We start from the raw sequence: 22,036 nt of genomic DNA on the forward strand, positions 1-22,036 counted from the left end.
GAAATTATGCTAGGTCTTAAAGAAAGAGCGGTTACGATGCGTTATGTATGGTCGGTGATTGAAGAAACCGAAACTAATACTCTGCTAAATTTAAATGATGCAGATCTTTTAAAACAGTTGCTCAATCAGTTAGAAAGCAAGAACCTACTTAGTGGAGAGCAAATTGGGGCGATGGGTGCGTATATTAGTTCAAGAGTACCATTGATTCGTGATTTAGCTCATTCACGTATGATATGTAATTTGTAATTAAATTTATGAATTATTTGTTAAATGATGCCAAAGTGGGCATTAGATATTGTGTCAAAGTAAAAGCATCTACCCCTAATTGAGTGCGCTCAAAAGCCGCTAAAATGCCTGCTTGAGCGTGCCACCATGCAGCAGTTGCAACCATTTTTTCTAAATCTAACTTTCGTGAAACAGCTTGTGCCATTAAGCCACCGAGTAACCCAGTTAACACATCACCACTGCCTCCACGGGCTAAAGCTGGGGTACTTTGGGGATTAATCCAAACGCAGCCGTGGGAATTTGCGATCGCAGTTCTGGAACCTTTTAATAGTACGACCGCACCAGATTTAGCGGCTTTAATTACAGCCGAAACTCTGTCTTGCATAACGTCGGGAATATCGGGGAATAACCGCTTGAATTCGCCTGGATGAGGAGTAAGTATAGTTGACGCTTGCCGTTTTTGTAACGTTTGCAAAGTTCCCATTTGGGCGAGAATATTTAAACCATCAGCATCTAGAAGTAAAGGGTTAGGACTATCTAATATTTCTTGTAATATTGGGTTAGCATCCAACGTGATACCCGGACCGCAAGCTATAGCATCAAAGCTAGCTAAATCGGTATTATCGGGTAATTGTAACTTTGCGATCGCGCCGCTTTGAGTTTCCGGACAGCCGATAATTAACGCTTCAGGTAAATGTGAAACCATTGTAGCTGCGAGAGACTGCGGAACGGCAATAGAAAGCATCCCGACACCAGAACCTCGCGCTCCCAAACCACTTAAAATTGCACCACCAGAATAGCGACGAGAACCGCAAATTAGTAGTAAATGACCTTCCTTATATTTGTGAGTAACTTGGGGACGAGGTAAAGGCAGATTAGAAAGTGCGATCGCATTAGTGATGCGTTTGATTTTAGGAAATTCTCCTAATACAGCTTGCACATCTGGGTATTGAATATCAAAATCGATTAATTCAGCTTCACCGACATATTCTAAAGCTTGGTCTTGCAGTAAACCGAGCTTCCACAAACCCAAACAAAAAGTGTATGTTGCACGAACAGCGACTCCGAGAACTTTTCCCGTATCTGTATGTAAACCAGAAGGAACATCAATACTAAAAACTGGTTTATTCCATTGATTTAATTGATTAATAGCACTTGCGATCGGTTCTGTAATATCCCTTTCCAAACCAAAACCAAACAAACCATCAATAAAACAATCGCAATCTTGCAGTTGTGCGATCGATTGATTGCAAGGAATACCCAAACTGCGGACATATTCTAAATGCTGTGAAGTTAATTCCTTGAGCTTAAAAATAGGACAATAAACGCTAACTTGATAACCGCGAAAATGCAAATCACGAGCTACAACAAGAGCATCACCCCCATTGTGACCCGGACCAACCAGGATTCCCACGGAAGGATGGGGTGAGGGGGTAGAAGAATTCTCCTTGTCCCCTTGTCCTCTTTGTCCCAAAATCTCTTCAAATCGACGGGTAATAAGTCCCGCAACTTTTTCCATCAAAGCAGCTACAGGCATTCCTGCTGCAAAGATACGCGCTTCAATCTCGCGCATTTGGGCTGCGGTAACTACGACCTGTGAAATTAATTCTCGGTTATCAAACATAGGAAAAGGTTAAAGGTCAAAGGTAAGGATTTAATAGTCATAAACTCATCAATCAAAATTCTACCTCGTCCCCCCATCCCCCCATCTCCCCATCTCCCCATCTCCCCATCTCCCTATCTTCTCACTTTCCGTAATAAACTCTAGCGTCATTTAATCCTAAAGAACGTATATAGTAGTTCCACTGTTCGGCTTGTAAGCGTCCTCCAAAAGGTCCGACTGCGACGTGAGGTCCTCTAGGGGAGTTTCTTACGGCTACTCCTACGCTGTTTCCTCCCGCACTTTGCCTGATTTGGTTGGAGATTTGAATTAGTTTTTCGGGCTTTTCGGGAATGGCTACATAATAATATTTCGTTTTCTGCTTGGGATTATTTGTGACGTAATCAGGTCTATTCGTAGAATTAGGATAATTAGTATTACTTACAGCTACTTCTTGTCCGTTACTCTGAGTGTAAAGACGAGACCCGACACCGTAAGCCTGTAACTCTCGAACTCGTTCTTGAGCATTGTTAAAACTATTAAATTTTCCTGCTTGAATTACAAAACGTCCTTGAAAGTTACGTCGAAAAGCAGTCCGTTCTACAGACCTCACTTGATCAAGTACTCTAGTGTCGTTGCTATCTACAATTACCAAATAAGTTTCGGAATTTTGACTGTACTGATATTGAGAATTAAAATCGTATTGAGGTTGTGCCTGTATTGGTGCAGTGGAAACTAGAGTTAAGCACACTCCTAATAAGGAATACGTAATTAAAGAAGGTCGAACCAAGTTTTGGTGTATTGCATTAAACATAGTACTACTCGTTAAATTTTGCATTGACAATTTTAGATTTTAGATTATTCCGCTGCTTTGACTGGGTAGTCAGGAATATAATATGTGAGATTTTAGACTATTCTCGTGAATACGGTAAGGTATATTTTGGCAAATTGCTGTGGCTGAAATAGTAAACTTTCGTAGATAATAGATTTTTGAAAAAACGAATTAACTACATAGTGTTAACTTAGAAATAACAGCCTAAGCTATTATACGGATATGGAAAAAGTCGTAGTTGGTCTTTCCGGTGGCGTTGACAGTTCTGCCGTTGCTGCCATTTTGCACCATCAGGGCTATGAAGTTATTGGTCTTACTCTTTGGTTGATGAAGGGTAAAGGTCAATGTTGCTCTGAGGGTATGGTTGATGCGGCTCATATCTGCGAACAGCTGGGCGTTCCCCATCACGTTGTTGATATTCGCGATATCTTTCAAGCCAATATTGTAGATTATTTAGTAACTGGTTACAGTGCTGGTGTTACGCCCTTACCTTGTTCGCAGTGCAACAAAACAGTCAAGTTCGGTCCCATGCTTGAATATGCGCGGGAAAAGTTGGATTCTAAAAAAATAGCTACGGGACATTACGCTCGCATTAATTACAACAAAACCAGCGGACGTTACGAATTGCTACGAGCATTTGACCGCAACAAAGACCAGACATATTTTTTGTATGATTTGTCGCAAGATTTACTCGCGGGTTCAATGTTTCCCCTAGGAGAAGTTGAAAAATCAGAAACCCGTCGGATTGCCGCTCAATACAACTTACAAACAGCCGACAAGCCAGAAAGTCAGGACTTATGTTTGGTAGAAAGTAACGGTTCAATGCGTGCTTTTTTAGACAAGTACTTGGCTCCCAAAAAAGGCGATATTGTAGACGCTGACGGTAAAATTTTGGGAGAACATGACGGAGTGCATCATTATACCATCGGACAGCGTAAAGGATTGGGAATTGCAGCCGCACAACCTTTGTATGTAATTGGTTTAGATGCGGGAGCTAACCGGGTAATTGTTGGCGATCGCACCACAGCAACCGACCCAGAATGTAGCGTAGCGCGGGTAAATTGGGTATCTATTGAAGAACCATGCAGTCCGATTCGTGCAGGAGTACAAGTCCGCTATCGTTGTGAAGCCGTACCCGTAACGGTAATTCCCTTAGAAAACTCCCGCGTCAAAATAGTATTTGACGAACCTCAATTCAGCATTACCCCCGGACAAGCAGCCGTATGGTACGACGGTGAAAAAGTCCTCGGTGGTGGAATAATTGAACGGTTTTAATTAGGTAATTGGGAATGGGGAATGGGTAATTGGTAATTGGGTATTGATTACTAATAATAAATAATAAACCTTTGTTAAGTAACGATTAGCAAAGGCTGATTCTCTACAAGGAGAATGTTTATATTATTAGAGTAAAAAAATGTATCTTTAATAGATTTATCGAGTCACGAAAGTGAAAGTAATCATAGTAAATATTCATCCATTACCCATTACCCATTACCCATCACCAATTACCAAAATAAAAAAAGACCCGATTTCTGATAGAAACCGAGTACATTTGAGAGATTTTCTAGGGAAATTGCTAAAACGATTTTTAAAAGTTAGTTTGAACCATAAATTGCTCTTTTTTGCTCCTTTGACACTTTCATTATTTCGTTGATCTGAGTTTGCTGTTCTGGGGAAAGATTCAAGTTAGCTACAGCAGAACGCATTTTTTGCCCGTCTTGTACAGCGCTTTGGAATTGTCCTTGTTGTTGCGGTGTCAAGACGGCTTCAACTTGAGATTGAGTATTGTCTTTTACTTGTTCCAGTTGAGTGCGTTGTGCTTGAGTTAAGTTTTTCTTGTCTCCACAAGCGTTTGCAGCTAAAGGAAGTGCGAGAGTTAATACAGTAGATGCAGCCAAGATAGGCATTAGTTTAGACTTCATTTTCGATGCCTCAAATCTTATTTAAGTTTGATTATTTTTAGTATGAATTAAGAATATGACATTAATATGACAAGAAAAGACAGGTCAAAGGTCAAAGGTTAAATAATAATTAATTACTAATAAATAAAAAGCCTTCACCAAGTAACGATTGGTGAAGGCTGATTCTCTGCAAGGAGAATGTTTATATTATTAGAGCGAAAAAATGTATCTTTGATAGACTTGAATAACTAAAGAAAGAGTAGTCATTATTTACCTTTGACCTAATTAATCTCGATCGCGCTCTAAATCATAAATTACTTTTTCTAATGTCCAGTTGATTGATTTTTCGGGATGGTTTTTTTTAACCCCAGCGACTAATCGATTGGCTGTTCTGGAGTCACCACCTACAAGTCTGAGTAATTCTTTTCTCAATCGCGGATTCGCTTGGTCTATTGAATTGCGTTGCTGATGACCTGATTGAGACGATAAAGGTTTATTTTGCCGATTTAAGCTCAAAATTACGCCAGCCGTACCGGCACCAATTGCTGCTAATCCTAATATTGTGGCATTCTCAGCGATTTTATCACCAACATTTTCGGCAGAAGCATCGGCAGTGAATACAACAGGTTGATAGTTACTATTGTCTTGTACAGGTAATGTTCTTTCTTCCCGAACATTTGAGATTGATTCTGTTTGTCCGAATGCAGGTGCAACTCTTAGTGATATCAGTAAACTGCTAAGGATGCCGGTACTAACAATAGCGATAGCATCTAAGCGTGACATAAATATTTAATACTCCTTGAATGTTGTTAGTGAAATTTTGGATTTTAGATTTTAAATTTAAGGTTAATTTGAATTTACTTAGTCATAATTAGGACTTAACCTTGGTGCGTGACGCTCGATCAAAATATTGATTTATCTTTCTAAATATCTAAAAGCGTCATACACTAGGCTGTGTACTTTGTGTGCTTTTTGGGCTAAAAGTTCATACAGTTTTTGTGTTGGCTTTCAAGTGGAGGCAGAGCCTCTGGTCATGGGTTCCCAGCCGGAGGCTGGGAACCAGTTAATGCATGAGCCAAAAACGGGTAAATTCTATCAAAGTCAACACCCTAGTCATACACCCTACAATTAATTATTTAATCCAAAATCCCAAATTTAAAATTGAAATTAGCCTTGAGAAACGGGGAATTGTTCTGGCTGAACGCGGATATTAACATCCCTCCCGGCGCGATTAACTGCTACTTGAACGTTTCCGCCAACTGTAGTTTTTTCTACTGCCGTTTGAACATCATCTGCGGTTTTTACTGACTGACCGTCGATTTGTTGAATTACATCTCCGGGTCGTAAACCTGCTTTTGCTGCGGGGGAATTACGGGCAACATCTACAATTACAATACCGTTATTCGCAGATAAGCTTAAATTAAGTTCGCGACTCAAATCTTCTTTGAGATCTGAGGTTAATGTTGCCATGCGAACTCCCAAATAAGGATGCGCGACTTGCTTACCAGCAATCAACTGACTAGAAATCTTTTGGGCTTGATTAATCGGAATTGCAAATCCTAAACCTTGAGCGCTACCGATGATCGCAGTATTGATACCGACAACTTCACCGCGCTGATTCAACAAAGGACCGCCAGAATTACCGGGGTTAATTGCGGCATCAGTTTGGATAAAGCGGACTCGCTTGTCAGCAGCACCAATTACCCCACTAGAACGACCCGTACCGCTAATGATACCAGCAGTTACAGTATTATCTAATCCCAAAGGATTACCAATGGCGATCGCCCATTCACCAGGTTTGAGATTTTCGGAATTACCTATCTCTACTTTTGGTAAGTTATTCGCGGAAACTTTGACTACAGCAACATCGGTGAGGTCATCTAAACCAACAACTTCACCCATCAAGTTGCGTCCATCACCTAAAGTGACTCTAACTTTAGAAGCACCTTTGACTACGTGAGCGTTGGTAAGGATGGTACCGTTGGAATCAATGATAAATCCAGAACCAACTCCCCGCGACTCAGTTGTGCGTCTTCCTCTAATAGAATCGCGAGTAGAATCGATACGGACTACCGCAGGACCAGTTTTTTCTACTGCTGCTGCGATAAAATTGTTGGGAACAGTTTGAGCGGTAGTTCCTGGTACGGGTACCTGAGCAATTTGTTGTTGTAAAGCTTTAGTTGGTAATAATTGGGTAACGGGTAAACTAAAAGCCGCTCCAGCAAAGAATACAGATAAATAAGCTAAGGACTTTGGGAACGATACTTTATTACTCATAGTAGTTAGTTGTTAGAAAAATAATTAGTATTTTTATTGTTAATCTTAGTTTGACAGAGGAATATGACAGGAAAGTGTCAATTCAATTTTAGATTTTAGATTTAAAACTTTTCCCTGTTCCCCGTTTCCTTCTAGAAAGTCAGTTTTTAGGGAATCCAGTCACTAGGAAAATATTCCTAGTAACCGGAATTAGGTGTGTGTGTGGTTTTGGAGAAAAAGTTAGATTTATAATTATTACTGTTAGCTGCTAACTCTGTTCCTTTACCTGATAGTTTTACTATGGCAGGTAAATATGACAAGAATATGTCAACTCTAATGTGTGGCCAATACTCCGTCTTGTGGACAATCGCCTTTCTTTCACTATTTGCTACAAATACAACTGATATAATATCGGGTTTTTCTCTATAAAAATACTGAATTACTCTTTTATTTGTAACTATTAATACTTTATATGTTGATCATAGACAGCAAATAAAACAGCTAAAGTAAATTTGCTCTTAGATCAAATTATTTTACAAAAATTTATAATTTATATGATATCGGAATTTTTTTTTTAAGGGGTCATTTTCTGATATATTTATTTGTATAAAGACTCTTTAATAATGGAAAGTTATGCCTAAATAAAAAAAATGCACAGATTTGCATTATAAGAAGATGTCTATCCCTTAATTTAATTATCTCACGGTGTGGACAATTTTTTTTCGCGACAGTTAAATTTACAAAACTTTATTTTAATTTTCTTCAACGGTAAATAGACTTGAAAAGTCGTACCTTGATCAGGTTGACTTTCGCCGTTGTGAGCTTGGACAATTTGTTGTGCGATCGCGTTGAGCGCTGCTGCGAGTAAATCGCCAATCCCAAACCAAAGAGACTATTTTATTTATCCCAGACGACTCATCTTTAAAGCAGTAGATAACTGTCGGAGCCTTTCACTAACTTCTAAATCTGATTCTTTCGATTTTAGATTTTCAGGAATTTTAGTTAATAGAAGTGGATTTCCTTGTAACCACTCATTAAGAGCAACTCCAGTCCAAGTACCTTCTTTATCTCTGAAGCTATCAATTAAGCTTTTGAGTTCTTGAATACAATATGGCTCAAAACCCGCAGCTTCAAAAATTGCAAATCGCAAATACTCTTCAAAGGCATTTATATCACTCTCTATTTCAAAAATTACAGCTTTTTGGGCGGATTTAAGGTAATTGTTATCTATTGTAATTTGTTCATCAAGTCCAATTGCTGCTGTAACTCCTAATACTTCTTGACGAAGCTCAGAACTGAAGAGTAAATCAGAACCGTATTTAACATATCTTTTGAGGACTTTAAAAGCAGGTTCTTCTCCACTGTAGTAGTTGTCAATAATTTCAATATCTACTCCAAGGCTTTTAATGATTTTACTACGAGTTTCACTATTAACAGGTCCTCTAATTAGTGCTTCAGAGACTGGACGTGCAAAGCGTAAAAATAATACACTTAAGCTATTTTCTAATTTGGACAGAAAATAATCTTCTGAATTTTCAATTAATCTTTTTTTAACCTGATTACTACCCCATAATAAACTCGTCATGTATTCGACTAAGTTAAATGCTTCGTCTTTTAATTCAAGAGCAAGTTGTCGAGATATGGAAGATAAGACTTTACTTATATCACTATACAAATCTTCACGCCAAGCATAGTTAGCTTTCATCCGGTCAAATTCTGGATTTGAGTTAGCAGCAAAAATAGTATCTTTCTTTCTAAATGTTTCCTCCCTGAGTTTATTCATTTCCGAAGCAACAATTTCAAGATAACGTTTACGAAAATTTTCTAATCTATTGAAAGAGTTACCAGTTAAATTATCTAAATTTTTATTGACTATAGAAGAATCATAAAATTTTTGTAAATCAGCTTTTATCTGTTCCCATTCAATTTTCCACCATTCGGTAAATAAAACTCGCTGACGATTTTCTTCAAATAGTTTTGCTTCTTCGGGGTTTTCAGGATGTTTTTTACCGACTAAACGATAAATTTCTTCTGAAGTGTTAATAATTTTTTCAAGAGAGGTTTCACATCTTTTTTTTAATACAGATACACGTTCAGTATTAATATATTGAAAAATTTTCTGCTTTATTTTTAAGATTCCAGTACCATTTTGTTTTAAATCATTTTCAAGACTAATTCCAGTTAGTTTTTTTAATTTAGCTTGAATAGTATCTGCATCACCAATTTCTAACTTTGTTTGTTCACCAGCTAAACCATTTAGAACTAGATATGCTCCAGCAGAACCAGATACAATACGATTGTGTGGTAGCTGTGTGCGTTTCAACCAATCTTGAGATGCTTCTTCGATATGTGTTTTAAGAGCTTCTGCACTACCTAATGAGTCAATACGACTTAAAAATACAAATAGTTTATCAGCAACGGTAATGTTTTTATCTCCTACTTCTGCGAATTTGATTATTTCTAATTCTTTCTCTCTAAGACTAGTAAAACGCTGGACTAATATTACAGCATCGCAATCTGAAAGTATTTCTTGTGCTTCGTCAACGTGCTTTGCTAAACCCGAATCTAAACCCGGAACATCATAAAAAACAATACCTTCAGCTTGAGCTAATTTATTAGTATAAAGTCTTGCTTCTAGAACCGCATGAGCATACTTTTCATCCGCGACATACTTCTTTAGTGGTTCTCGAATATCTTCTAATCGAGTAAATTGAAAAGTAAGATTACCTTCTTTAATTACCTGTTGTAAAGTAGTTTCATTTTGCCGTATAGTTGTAAGGTCTTCTTGGGCATTTACTTGCTCAAGTTCTTTTTTTAGATTAATAAATTGCTGATCAGTTTTAGCTTGAACTTCCAATCTTTGTTCAGAATCATTACTAACTGAATAAATTTGTGTTGTGGTAAATGTACACCTTCCTCCCTTTGCTGGAAGTAAATCGCATTCCAACCAAGCATTTATAAACGTACTTTTACCGGCTTTTTCTAAACCAACAACTGCAATACGAAACTCTCGTCTTCTCAATCGTTCCAGTTGACGACGGGTTGGTTCTGCTTCTTGTAAAAGTATTTCTTTTAATAGAGAGGGAACTTCAGCTTGAGGTAACATAGCCAAATGATGTGCATATCTCTGCACATTTAAAGCATCGCTAAGACGAGCTTCATAATAAGAAGAAGCTGTTTTCCAATCCATTTGTAAACTCCTTAAATACGGTTAAATTTTTCTAAACCAGATACAGATAAATATTTCAAACAAGCTAATTTTGAAACAACAAGTTTTTCATTCCTAGGGAGATTCTTCTTTAAAATGTATGGGACTGTTTGACCAATTATTTCTTCGCCATAATCAATGTCTATTCTGACGTACACTTCTGTATTATCACTCGCATTTAAAATATCTTCATCTGTTAATTCTAAATGCGGTTGGATAGTATCAGCATCTTTTGGACTTGTACATAAAAAATATGAAGCATTGTCTATGAGTTCTTCTATCTGAGAGACATTAATTGGGTTATTAATTTTTAGATTTTTTACCACCGAAGCTGATACAACGAGACATAAAACCGCAGGTTTAGGAATTTTCGGTTTTGGTGGAAAGTTATTTTGATTTGGTGGGTCAGTTTTATCATCTTTTTCTACTTCTGATTCTGTTTTTTTTGTTTCAAAGTTTTTGATAAAAGCAAATACTCCTACAAGAAAACATCCAATCGCAACAAATTGAAATAAATTCATATCATTCTCTTTGTAATCATTAGGTAAAGATTTTCCAACATTTTTTACACGTTCTTTAACAGATAGAAATATATTATTTTCACGTCGTTTACTTTGATTAGAGTTACTTATAAATAATCTCAGAATGTCCGATGAGATAGATAAATCATCTTTTAATAATGCATTATCTTTAATTTCTAACCGATTACAAATTTTTTGAGCTTGTGATTCTTCTGGGTCAAGTAATATATGTATTACTGTTGATAAAATACCTTTTTTTTGGTGTTTTATTTGGGGATAAATTTCGTTAAAAACCTTTTCATAATAGAGTTTTTCTAGATTTTTACCTACCGAACAGCTATTTTCAGCGTATTCATCTGATTGCATTTTTTTTTAAATAAATGAAATGATATGAAATTAATAATATTAATGATTGGATTTCCAAGAATTTTCAAACAGAGAAAATTCTTCTCTTAAGTCTTTAGCTTTTTGCTGTATAGGTATCCAAATACTTCTTTGCTGTTCATAATCGATAGTAATTTCTTGATGAGCAATATCGAGTCTTTCCTGATAACGGTCAATAATATTATTCTGGATTGTATCTACATTTTTTTTAAGATAATTAATTTGTTCTAATAACCAGCTTGCAACTTGATTTACTCTTTCTGATTCTTGCCCTTTCGCTTGAATTATCCAACTTGTAAGTAAATCTTCGATACTGGGAAGTTTAGCATTATCACTAGAACGTGTTTTATATTCGCTTTGATAATATGTTTTTTTTCCTATCCAAAGTGTATGCCAAGTTCTTTTCTTTTTTTCGACCTGTATTTCTTCCTTCCAAGTTCCTTCTGTAATGGCAAACCCTGCTTGAAAACTAAAGTTAAATGTAAGTTGACTATTAACTTGACTAAGTTGGGACTCAGGGAATTTAATCGCTATATCAGGTGCAATATTATTTGCTTTACTTTCAATATATGACAAATGGCAACGAAACAATTCAGATACAGCCAGGTAAATTCTATTTAATTCTTGCGTCGAAATTTGCTTTAATACATCTTGTATAACAATATTGAGATGTATAGCTAGTTCATTTAATTCCTCATTAAGTTGTTTGAGATTATTTTTCTCTGCATCTGTTTTCGCTTCCATTGTTCTACCTTCTTTAGCAACAGAACCTGTATAACCTAAGTTAATTAAACGATTTAAATTTCTTTCGAGTAAATTTACATTTAAAATACTTATTTTTTTTAAATAGGGATGTTCTAAATCTACCTTTCTAGTTTCTAAAGACCTTGCAACTGCTTCCAACACCTGCATGATTCCTCTTTGAAATTCACCTTCCCATGAATAAACTGGATATAGTTTTTCTCCTAACTCATTATATGGTTCAACCTCTTGAAGTTCCGAAATTATGGTTCTTATATAATTTACAACATCATCTTCAGACTGTTTTGCTAGAACCTGTTTCACTTTATGGTCTAGTTTTTCAAAAGGCTTTTTTAGATTTTTATCACTGATTTCTAAAAAACATTCAAACGTTGACCTAATATATGATATCTTTTCGCATTCTTGTTGATAACACGCTTCCGAACTATTAACAATAGCTGCTGTTGTTTGTATTGCCCATTCTGTTATGGCATCTCCTGCGGCTAAATTAAAGCGTTCTATAATTTGTGGGATGACTAACTGTGGAAAATTCTGAGTAATATGTTCTTGTAAATGTTGTTGAAATTCTTGTGCATAAGATTTTTGCCACAATGCTTCAGCTACTCGATTACGGTCATGTCTAGACCATTTTTGTGTGTTACGTGGCAAGTCTTCTAATATATCTTCAATTAATCCATTAAAATTATTATCCGCTTTTTTACAAGCTTCAATACTATAGATATCATCAGAATGTTGTATCTGAAGAGATAATAAAGCTGCCCATGTACTCAGTTTTACTGCTTTTAAATTCTCAATATCTTTTGTATATTCTCTTAATTGTTCCGTCAGTTGATTTTTTATATTACTTATAGCATTTTCCACAAACCGATTTTCTGTTTCTGGCCAGTTTCTATCTGCTCGAAAAACGTCAATCCGATTAAGAGTAAAAAGCATCCGTACAGGGGAACCACCTAAATCTTTTACCTGCTGTACAACTTCTTGCAACAAACTTTTTACTTTATGAGAATCAGTTTCTGCACTATTATATGTGACTATACATAACGCTTCTCGACATTGTTTAATAATATTTGTGTTACCTTGATCACCTACATATGCCAAACCAGGTAAATCTAAAATTCGTACTTTTGTACCTTGTGGAAGTTCCAATTTAAAATCTTTAAAAAGTCTGAAAGGGTAAAAGATTGTAGATTGTGGACAAGCTACATTTGGTTGTTTTTCTCTGTTCTCAATGTAACTTATCATCACTTGGTATAAGCGTTGATAAATTTCCTCTTCATTAATATTTGTCCATTCTCCACATTGCCATAATGCTCCTGGTGTTTCATGAATTATTAGAGATTTTTCTTCCCTATATTCAACAGTTACTGCTCCAGCACTCATTTCACTTACTGCTACAGGAACAATTTCTGCTCCACATAACAAATTGACTAAAGTACTTTTTCCGCTACTAGTTGTACCTGTAGTTGCCAACGTGAGAGTTGGAGAACGAATTTCAATTACTAGTCTATCCAAAGCTTTATTTAATTTGTCAGAAAGTTCTTGTATTTCCGGCTGATACCTACTATCCGGTAAGTGCTGGGATATTTCCGTGTAAAAGTTGTTCCAGTATTTAGCTAGGAGATTTGCCTTAAATTCTACATCTTCAAATATTTTATATATTTTATCGCTCATTTCATATAATTACTTACTTAAGATGAGCCAATTATAATCTACGACTACTTACGTAATTAACATTTATTCATATAGTAATATCTATTTAACTGTGGTTTTTACTTATATAAAAATTAAGGAGTTGAATGTAGGATAAAAAGAAGATTCTCATCTATATATAACTTTAATAAATCGATAAAAACGTCTATCTAATCAGCAATAAATTATTTCTTATTCTGCTTCGTCTGGTTCCTATCTTTCCTCCCTCAAACCTTCTTCAACGGTAAACAAACTTGAAAAATTGTACCTTCACCAACTTTACTTTGTACAGTAATTTCGCCGTTGTGAGCTTGGACAATTTGTTGCGCGATCGCCAATCCCAAACCAAAACCACCAGATGAGCGCGTCCGTGCGGTATCTACTCGATAAAATCGCTCGAAAATATGGGGTAAATCTTCTGTGGGAATGCCAACCCCGCTATCAATTATTTGAATAGATATTCGTCGCAATTGAGTAAATAGTTTCAACTTGACCATACCGTGCTGTGGAGTATATTTACAAGCATTATCTAACAAGTTTTTCAACGCTTGTTGCAATAAATCGGGGTCAGCTAATAATGTTGCTTTTTCTGATAAAAATTCAGTCATAATAGTTAGTTTTTTTTCTTCAGCAATCAATTGATATTCATCTGCTAATCGCTTTAGTAAACCAACAATTTCAATAGTCTGTAAATCTTTGAGATTTAAGCGTCCTTCATGTCTTGCTAAAAATAATAAGTTACCAATTAGAGCGCTCATTGATTTGCTGATATCAACAATATTTTCCAAACGTTGACGAGGTAATTCGCTATTATCTTCTGGCGCAAGCAAACCAACTTGAGCATTACTTAAAATCGCTGCTACCGGCGCACGTAATTCATGAGAAGCATCAGCAGTAAAACGCTGTAATTGCTCGTAAGAACGTTTCGTAGGCTGCATTGCTAATCCGCCCAGAAACCAGCCGACGATACCAATTAAACCCAACGTAGTCGGTACTCCCAACGATAAATAAAATCGCGATCGCGCTAAGTTTTCTTGAATCGGCTGTAGGGATTTGGCAACAACAATATAGCCAATTTGTTTGTTCCCATTTTTAATTGGTGCAGTTATTTGACGCAACCAATCTTGTTGATAATTAGGTGAAAACTGATTGAAATCAATTGTTTGAAAACCTTGTTTAACTAACTTTTGTGGAGGACAAATATCATCGTTAATTCTTAAAGGTCTTTTTAAATTATCGTACCAACAAGCATATTTGAGTCCTTTCGGAACCATGTCCGCAAAAGTTTCCAGTGGAATACCTCCATACTCCACTCGATATTGTCCTTGTTCGGAAACATATTGAAACTCAAAAACATAACTTTGAGCTTCATCCTTAAGCTGCTGGTCAAAAACCCGCAGCCGTTCTTTAACCAAAAAGTAATAAACTACAAAAGCGAAAGTAACCAAAATCCCACCCATTGCCAGGGTGAATAAATAAGCTAAACGGCGACGACTACGAGTTAGCATCAGTGAGCAGTTCAGAATTTTGAATTATTTTCTTATCCCCCATTCCCCCATCCCCTCACTTCGGTGTATTCAAGCGATAACCCATACCGTATATTGTTTCTAAACAATCCTTGGCACCTAATGATTCTAAACGCTGTCTGACTCTTCGTACTAAAGTAGTTACGGCATTACTTTCTGGCTGAGTTCCCCATTCCCAAAGGGTATCTTCAATTTGTTCGCGGGATAACACTTGATTGGGATGACGCATTAAATATTCCATTAGTTGAAATTCGCGAGTTGATAGTTTGGTTTTAGTTTCCTCTCGGATCAACGTCAAACTATTTAGATGCAGTTCTAAATCTCCTAGCTTGAGAATATCACCTTGCCAAAGTGGCGATCGCCTTCCTAATGCTCGCACTCTTGCTAACAGTTCGATTACGTCAACTGGCTTAACTAGGTAGTCATCGGCACCAGCATCTAATCCGGTGACTTTATCATCAGTAGTATCTTTTGCAGTTAACATCAAAACTGGAGCAGTTTTTCCAGCTTGTCTATACTGACGACATAATGCTACGCCACTGACTTTAGGTAACATCCAGTCTAAAATCAACAGATCGTATTCTTTTTGAGTAATTAGCCACTGTGCAGTATCTCCATCTTCCACCGCATCAACAATATGTCCCACTGCTGACAAAGCCGCGTGCAATGGCTCTAACTGTCTCACATCGTCTTCGACAAGGAGAATTACCATAAATAGCACTTCTATATTTAGAGTAATTTATCGCAATTGTTAAAAACCCACATTCCCCACCCTAACTGTCGCAAAGAGGTTTTTACTGAATATTTTCTCTGCTATAAGCTCAACTCATTGCTCGTTTAAATTTTAATTAAATATTCCTATACAAAAAACTTTACTTATTGAAATATTTCGCAATGTTTTGCCAGCTTATTGATGCTATTATCAATAGTCCAACAGCATTATAGTAGTTACAGTATGTAATACGCTATTTGTAGGCTGGCGAAAGGAATACGCTGTTTTAAATTTGCTATTAAAAAGCTTGATAAATCGTTGTTTTCTTGTAGTACATTACTTGTTTTTTGAAGCTATTTCCTGCAATTTACAAAAATTATCTGGATCTTGTTTACATTGCTTAACTGTAGATAAATATCTATTTGATTTGGGTGAGTGATTAGTAGGATAATAGAGGGTTTAATAAACGCAGAGCTTTTTTGGCGATCGCAAAACTTTTCGGTTTAGTGACTTTATCGAAGCCTCAAAATGATATGACTTCAAGAAACCTTTCTCCTCAATGGTTAAAATTCCTTAAATCTTTAGGAATCGAATTTTGGCTACCTTTACCACTGTTAGGAATCAGCTTTTGGTTTGTTGGCGGATGGTTAACTCAATATAGTTTAACCACTCCATCACAAAACATTATTGAATTACAAACTACCCAGCCAAATTACGACAAGAAAATAGCATTGATTAAAGTAGAAATTTATCCTAAAAAAGGTATTTCCTTGGTAAAAGTAATGAAACTAAGTAAAGTGTATAGACAATCTGAATCTCAAATTATCTTAGCAACTACAAAAATACCCGACCTTGAAAGGGCGATCGCCAACGAGCTTGGTTTATCTCCCGAACAAGTAAAACAGAAAATGCGCTACCGTAGGCAACAGTAATCAATGACTAACTCCGGTCTTCCTAACTCCTAACTCCTCACTGCATAGAAAAGCGCGTACATATACCCATTTCTTGGTAAGTTAGACATAACAAGAAAAAGTTGCAGTCAAGGTAAAGGAGATACATTGAGTAATCATCTCGATGCCATCGCCGCACACGGCGGGAAGTTGGTAAATCGCATCGCTTCATCTGAACAAAAGCAAGAATTCCTCTCGAAAGCTGATACGTTACCCAGAATAGAACTTGATGAGCGAGCTGTTTCCGATTTGGAAATGATTGCGATCGGGGGCTTTAGTCCGCTAACTGGTTTTATGAATCAGTTAGATTACAACCGCGTAGTTTCGGAAATGCGTCTGGCTTCTGGAATTGCTTGGTCGATTCCGATTACGCTTTCAGTTACGGAAGAAGTTGCTGATTCTCTAAAAGTTGGTGATTTGGTTCGTTTAGATAACCAATACGGTGAATTTATTGGGGTCTTAGAATTCGCAGAAAAATATCATTACGACAAAAAACTTGAAGCAATTAATGTTTATCGCACCGACGAGGATAAGCATCCCGGTGTCAAGGTTGTTTACGACCAAGGTTCGGTAAATATTGCTGGTGATGTGTGGTTGCTGGAACGCAAAGAAAATCCACAATTTCCTGAATATCAAATTGATCCAGCCGCATCTCGACAAATGTTTAGAGAAAAAGGTTGGAAAACTATTGTCGGCTTTCAAACTCGCAACCCCATCCACCGCGCTCATGAATATATTCAGAAATGCGCTTTAGAAACTGTAGATGGTTTATTTTTGCATCCTTTGGTGGGAGCAACCAAATCAGATGACATCCCCGCTGATGTGCGAATGCGCTGTTACGAAATTTTATTAGAAAATTATTATCCTGACGATCGGGTAATTTTAGCGATCAACCCGGCTGCAATGCGTTATGCGGGTCCTCGCGAGGCAATTTTCCATGCTTTGGTTCGCAAAAACTATGGCTGTACTCACTTTATTGTGGGACGAGATCATGCTGGAGTGGGTGACTACTACGGTACTTACGACGCGCAGCACATCTTTGATAAGTTTGAACCGGGAGAATTGGGCATTATCCCGATGAAGTTTGAACACGCTTTCTACTGCACCCGCACCAAGCAAATGGCAACTTCAAAAACTAGCCCCAGCAAGCCGGAAGAACGCATTCACCTTTCTGGAACTAAAGTACGGGAAATGTTGCGTCGGGGAGAATCACCTCCAGCAGAATTTTCTCGTCCGGAAGTAGCAGCGGAGTTAGTACGTGCAATGCGAGTCTTAATTGAAGCTTGATGCGCTTTTGCTGCCAAAACCGTATAAGCTATAGCTTTACATAATCGATTTCAGCCCTTTAATCTGATAGCTGAGGAGTTGAGGGTTGAGGGGTAGACTTATGAAGCGGCGAATATTTTTACAGCGAGTTAGCTCGATTTTGGCGGTATTGGGAATTACTGAATCGCAGTGGTGGACGAGGGCTGGTGGCTTCGGGCAGGCATTAGCCGATCCGACACCACGCAAATTGGCGTTATTGGTAGGTATCAATCAATATCCGCAAATTCCTACACTTAAAGGTTGTTTGACGGATGTCGAACTGCAAAGGGAACTTTTGATTTATCGCTTTGGGTTCCAACCGTCAGATATTCTTTGTTTGACAAACAAACAAGCGACTAGGAAAGGTATTGAGAATGCATTTCTAGAGCATCTTGTCAAGCAAGCCAAACCCAATGATGTGGTTGTTTTCCACTTCAGCGGTTATGGTAGTCGGATTAAAACCAAAAATTTGCTGGGTGGAATGGAAAATGTTTTGATTCCCGTTGATGGTATCCAAGTTATAAAAGATGAGAAAATTGCTAATTACTTATTAGAAGACACTCTATTGCTGATGATGCAGTCATTAGCTACCGAGCGTGTTACGGCAATATTGGACGCAGGTTATTACAGCGAACCAATTATCCCTTCTCCGATTGGGTGTAAAATTCGTTCTTGGACACCTTTAGAAGGATTTTTAGCTGAAGAGATCGAGTTTCAAAAGCAACTTAATAAGAAAATTGCGGCTGATAAGCTGAGTGTTTTGCTTGGGTCTAACTTCAACTCGAAAGATTTAGCCAAGGAAATGTTATTCCCTGAGTTTAGTGCTGGGTTGTTTACCTACGCTTTAACTCAGTATCTGTGGGAAACGACTTCCGCAAAAACAAGGATTCAAACAAGTTTATCTCGTGTCGGCAGTTCTATGCTGTCTTTGGGTAGCTTCCAAGAACCAGTTTTACTTGAAAATAAAAATCAAACCAAAGTCTTAGCTGCTGATAATTTCCTTTCAAATAGTGTTTTGGGAGCTTCCGGTGCTGTCACGGGTGTAGAAGCTGACGGTAAAACCGTTAAGTTGTGGTTGGGAGGAATACCACCGCAATTGCTAGAATATTACGGGGACAATTCGCGATTTACTGTTTATGACCGAGCATCCCCTTCAATTACACCTTTAGTGTTGCGTAGTCGCAATGGATTAAAAGCAAAAGCTACATTTAAGCAGGTAAACGACAACCAAGAAACTCCCCAAGTCGGACAGCTTGTCCGAGAGAAAGTCCGAGTTTTACCCAAGGATATTAATTTAAAAATTGCTCTTGATGAAGTTAGTTTAGAAAGAATCGAGCGAGTTGATGCTACAAGTGCTTTTGCTTCAATTGAGCGTGTTTTGACCGTAACAGGAGAACAACCAGCCGATTATTTATTTGCTAAGTTACCGGAAACACAAGCAAATAGTTTAATGGGGATGTCTTCAAGTCGCTATGGTTTATTTACTTTGGGAGGTTCGTTAATTCCCGATACTCTTGGAGAAGAGGGAGAAGCATTAAAAGTCGCAGTTTATCGATTAGCATCCAAACTTAAAACCCTTTTAGCTGCTAAATTGTGGAAGATGACTCAAAACGAAGCAACTTCGGGTTTGAGCGTCAAAGCAACTTTAGAAATAGTCAACAATAAGAAAATACCAACTACTTTAATGCAGCGTCAAACAAAACGAGCATTGGGTATGGAATTGAGCAAGAAAACAGATGATGTGTCTTCCCCAGGAATTCCTACAGTTTCGACTGGTAGTCAAATGCGCTATCAAGTAGAAAATACTGGAGATAGACCGCTGTATTTAATTTTGCTGGGTTTAAATAATAGTAGGAATCCAATTGCTCTTTATCCTTGGTACAAAGACAATAATTCCGAAGAAAATTCTAGCAAACCCCAACTTCAACAAGTAATTATTCCTCCAGGAGAAGCATTAACAGTACCAAACAGTAATACTGGTTTTGAATGGGTAATTTCGGGACCTAATTTTTGGTGTGAAACTCAAATGATTTTGAGTACTTCCCCTTTTACTCGAACTTTAAAAGCCCTACAAGAAGGTAAGCATTCTACAGGAGACAGTCAAAGTATTTCACCTCTATTGAATCCTTTAGAAGTAGCTTCTTCGCTTTTAAAAGATTTGAATCAAGCTAGCGCAAAGCAAACCGAAACACAAAATTTTCCTGCTGATTCTTGGGTATGGGATGTCAATAATTGGGCAAGTCTTGACTTTGTATTTCAGGTGGTTTGATTGCTTAATAGTTTAGAGTAAATGTATTAAAGGAAACTCAAAAAGTCAGTGTGAATTGGTAATTGGTAATTGGTAATAAAGCACAATTTTCAAATAATGTCTTATTACACATTATTAGTTATAGGATCATTCCAAATTTTTCTAGCAATTATGATGCTTCCATTACCCATTACCCATTACCCATTACAAATATTTCTGTAATAATAATCCTAATTTTTCCTTTGTCTTTGTTGGTGCTTTATCCAAAGGTGTCAAAATCGCATACTTCAAAGCTGAATGTGCATCACTCTGCGGGGGATTTTCACTCAAACGTTTCACCGTTTCTTGAATTACTTTTTGAGCGTTGATGGCATTTTTTTGTAAATTCGCAACTACCATTTCTACAGTTACACTATCATGCTCCGAATGCCAACAATCGTAATCGGTTGCTAAAGCCAAAGTTGCATAAGCAATCTCCGCTTCCCTTGCTAACTTAGCTTCGGTTAAATTAGTCATCCCGATAACCGTCGCATCCCAACTGCGGTAAAGATGCGATTCTGCTTTAGTCGAAAAAGCTGGACCCTCCATACAGACATAAGTACCGCCACGATGTAAAGTAACATCGGGAAGATTCAGCGAAGCGATCGCATCCGTTAAAACCCCAGCTAAATTATGGCAAACTGGGTCTCCAAATGTGATGTGTGCGACAATTCCTTCCCCGAAAAAGGTAGAAACTCGATTTTTTGTGCGATCAATAAATTGATCTGGTACCACCATATCTAGCGGTTTAACTTCTTCCTTCAACGAACCCACCGCAGAAGCTGAGAGAATATACTCTACACCTAACTGCTTCATCGCGTAGATATTAGCGCGAAATGGCAATTCCGAAGGTATAAGGGTATGATTGCGGTTATGTCTGGGTAAAAAAGCAACCTGCGTACCTTCTAATTTTCCTACAATCAAAGCATCGGAAGGTTTACCAAAAGGAGTATCTATCTCGATTTCTTCAATATTTGTCAGTGCATCCATCTTGTATAAACCACTGCCACCAATTACCCCAATTTGAGCTTGTGCCATTATAATTTCCTGTAAATTGCGATCGCATCGTGGTTATTTTACTGGAAAATTGAGCATTGATAATTGATAATTGATAATTGTAATTAAACCTTTGACCTTTTATTGTTCTGAATTTTCTAATATTACGTCTTCGTAAAGCAATTCAATGGGAAATTTAAAATCAACGCTAGTTAAATCAACATCACCTTGATTATAAGTGTGTAGTTCCCACAAACCGTTATCATTGAGTCGGAAACATTCCACCATCATCTGTTCGGCGCTAATTAAAACATATTCTTTTAAAGTTGAAATTTGGCGATAGTTTTGAAATTTTTTACCCCGATCTATCCCTTCTGTACTAGGAGAAAGAACTTCTACAATTAAACAAGGATGATAAATAACTTTTGTCGCACGTTTATCTCTTTCGTCGCAACTTACCATTACATCTGGGTAATGATAAGGACCATTTTCTGATACACCTAGTTTTACATCGAAGATAAACGGACGACAGGAACCCCCTCGAAGGTGAGTTTTTAATTGATAATGACAATTAGCACCAATAGTTCCATGATTAACGGTTCCCCCTGTCATAGCGAAAACTTCACCGTTGATGTATTCGTATTTGAGTGGTTGTTGTTCTTCCCAGTCTAGATATTCCTGGGGTGTCATATATTGATAATTAGGAATTGCGACCATGATTTTTTTCCCGATCTAGTTATATTGTGATATAAAATGGTGAAAATTTTTTATATATCGGAATGTTTGTCAGAAAAAGATTCGTTAAAATCATTCTACCGCCTGGGAATGCAATTCCCCGCTCTTATAGCATAAGTCCATTAAAATGGACTGAATTATTATTGT

Annotated in this window: 17 protein-coding genes; 5 read left to right on the forward strand and 12 right to left on the reverse strand. The window is 37.3% G+C overall.

The features are described from left to right. Nucleotides 1–6: 6 nt before the first annotated feature. Complete coding sequence (locus VB797_RS24505; protein WP_323240357.1) at nt 7–246, forward strand: hypothetical protein; 240 nt, start codon at nt 7–9, stop codon at nt 244–246. Nucleotides 247–259: 13 nt separating this feature from the next. Here the strand turns inward: VB797_RS24505 and VB797_RS24510 are convergent, their stop codons facing one another. After that, nucleotides 260–1,849 carry an NAD(P)H-hydrate dehydratase gene (locus tag VB797_RS24510; protein WP_323240358.1) on the reverse strand — a complete coding sequence of 530 codons (1,590 nt, stop codon included), beginning with the start codon at nt 1,847–1,849 and terminating at the stop codon, nt 260–262. Nucleotides 1,850–1,970: 121 nt separating this feature from the next. Beyond that, entirely contained in the window at nt 1,971–2,639 is a 669-nt protein-coding gene (locus tag VB797_RS24515; RefSeq protein ID WP_323240359.1) for a hypothetical protein, read from the reverse strand. Between the two features lie 240 nt (nt 2,640–2,879). Between VB797_RS24515 and mnmA the strand changes: the two genes are divergently transcribed. Beyond that, nucleotides 2,880–3,932 (forward strand): tRNA 2-thiouridine(34) synthase MnmA, encoded by a 1,053-nt coding sequence (mnmA, locus tag VB797_RS24520; protein ID WP_323240360.1) that lies wholly within the window; start codon nt 2,880–2,882, stop codon nt 3,930–3,932. Nucleotides 3,933–4,252: 320 nt separating this feature from the next. Here mnmA and VB797_RS24525 read toward each other — a convergent pair whose 3' ends face one another. From VB797_RS24525 to rppA, 8 genes are all read right to left on the reverse strand, one after another. Beyond that, nucleotides 4,253–4,579 carry a hypothetical protein gene (locus VB797_RS24525; RefSeq protein ID WP_323240361.1) on the reverse strand — a complete coding sequence of 109 codons (327 nt, stop codon included), beginning with the start codon at nt 4,577–4,579 and terminating at the stop codon, nt 4,253–4,255. A gap of 264 nt (nt 4,580–4,843) precedes the next feature. Next, nucleotides 4,844–5,341 carry a hypothetical protein gene (locus VB797_RS24530; protein ID WP_323240362.1) on the reverse strand — a complete coding sequence of 166 codons (498 nt, stop codon included), beginning with the start codon at nt 5,339–5,341 and terminating at the stop codon, nt 4,844–4,846. A gap of 384 nt (nt 5,342–5,725) precedes the next feature. Beyond that, entirely contained in the window at nt 5,726–6,835 is a 1,110-nt protein-coding gene (locus VB797_RS24535; protein WP_323240363.1) for a trypsin-like peptidase domain-containing protein, read from the reverse strand. An 880-nt stretch (nt 6,836–7,715) separates the two neighbouring features. Further along, the gene (locus tag VB797_RS24540) at nt 7,716–10,004 is read right to left on the reverse strand and encodes a dynamin family protein (RefSeq protein WP_323240364.1); all 2,289 of its coding nucleotides are present in this window, start codon (nt 10,002–10,004) and stop codon (nt 7,716–7,718) included. An 11-nt stretch (nt 10,005–10,015) separates the two neighbouring features. Further along, nucleotides 10,016–10,909 (reverse strand): hypothetical protein, encoded by an 894-nt coding sequence (locus VB797_RS24545; protein WP_323240365.1) that lies wholly within the window; start codon nt 10,907–10,909, stop codon nt 10,016–10,018. Nucleotides 10,910–10,948: 39 nt separating this feature from the next. Further along, the gene (locus tag VB797_RS24550; protein ID WP_323240366.1) at nt 10,949–13,360 is read right to left on the reverse strand and encodes a dynamin family protein; all 2,412 of its coding nucleotides are present in this window, start codon (nt 13,358–13,360) and stop codon (nt 10,949–10,951) included. A gap of 245 nt (nt 13,361–13,605) precedes the next feature. Then, on the reverse strand, nt 13,606–14,886 hold the full coding sequence (locus tag VB797_RS24555) for a sensor histidine kinase (protein WP_323240367.1): 1,281 nt from the start codon (nt 14,884–14,886) through the stop codon (nt 13,606–13,608). Between the two features lie 55 nt (nt 14,887–14,941). After that, nucleotides 14,942–15,616, reverse strand: a complete 675-nt coding sequence (gene rppA / locus VB797_RS24560; protein WP_323240368.1) for a two-component system response regulator RppA — start codon at nt 15,614–15,616, stop codon at nt 14,942–14,944. A gap of 533 nt (nt 15,617–16,149) precedes the next feature. On the opposite strand from rppA, the gene VB797_RS24565 reads away from it, so the two are divergent. The 3 genes from VB797_RS24565 to VB797_RS24575 all read left to right on the forward strand — a co-directional run bounded on the left by VB797_RS24565 (nt 16,150) and on the right by VB797_RS24575 (nt 20,140). Continuing rightward, the gene (locus VB797_RS24565; RefSeq protein ID WP_323240369.1) at nt 16,150–16,548 is read left to right on the forward strand and encodes a hypothetical protein; all 399 of its coding nucleotides are present in this window, start codon (nt 16,150–16,152) and stop codon (nt 16,546–16,548) included. A gap of 126 nt (nt 16,549–16,674) precedes the next feature. Then, a complete protein-coding gene (gene sat / locus VB797_RS24570) occupies nt 16,675–17,853 on the forward strand; it encodes a sulfate adenylyltransferase (RefSeq protein ID WP_323240370.1) in 1,179 nt (392 codons plus the stop codon). Between the two features lie 100 nt (nt 17,854–17,953). Beyond that, a complete protein-coding gene (locus VB797_RS24575) occupies nt 17,954–20,140 on the forward strand; it encodes a caspase family protein (RefSeq protein ID WP_323240371.1) in 2,187 nt (728 codons plus the stop codon). A 183-nt stretch (nt 20,141–20,323) separates the two neighbouring features. On the opposite strand, the gene VB797_RS24580 is transcribed toward VB797_RS24575, so the two are convergent. Both VB797_RS24580 and VB797_RS24585 read right to left on the reverse strand, forming a co-directional pair. Continuing rightward, complete coding sequence (locus VB797_RS24580) at nt 20,324–21,196, reverse strand: S-methyl-5'-thioadenosine phosphorylase (RefSeq protein WP_323240372.1); 873 nt, start codon at nt 21,194–21,196, stop codon at nt 20,324–20,326. Between the two features lie 99 nt (nt 21,197–21,295). Continuing rightward, nucleotides 21,296–21,871, reverse strand: a complete 576-nt coding sequence (locus VB797_RS24585) for a Uma2 family endonuclease (RefSeq protein WP_323240373.1) — start codon at nt 21,869–21,871, stop codon at nt 21,296–21,298. Nucleotides 21,872–22,036: the final 165 nt, after the last annotated feature.

The organism is Rivularia sp. UHCC 0363, assembly GCF_034931125.1.
In the GTDB taxonomy this organism is placed as follows: Bacteria; Cyanobacteriota; Cyanobacteriia; order Cyanobacteriales; family Nostocaceae; genus Rivularia.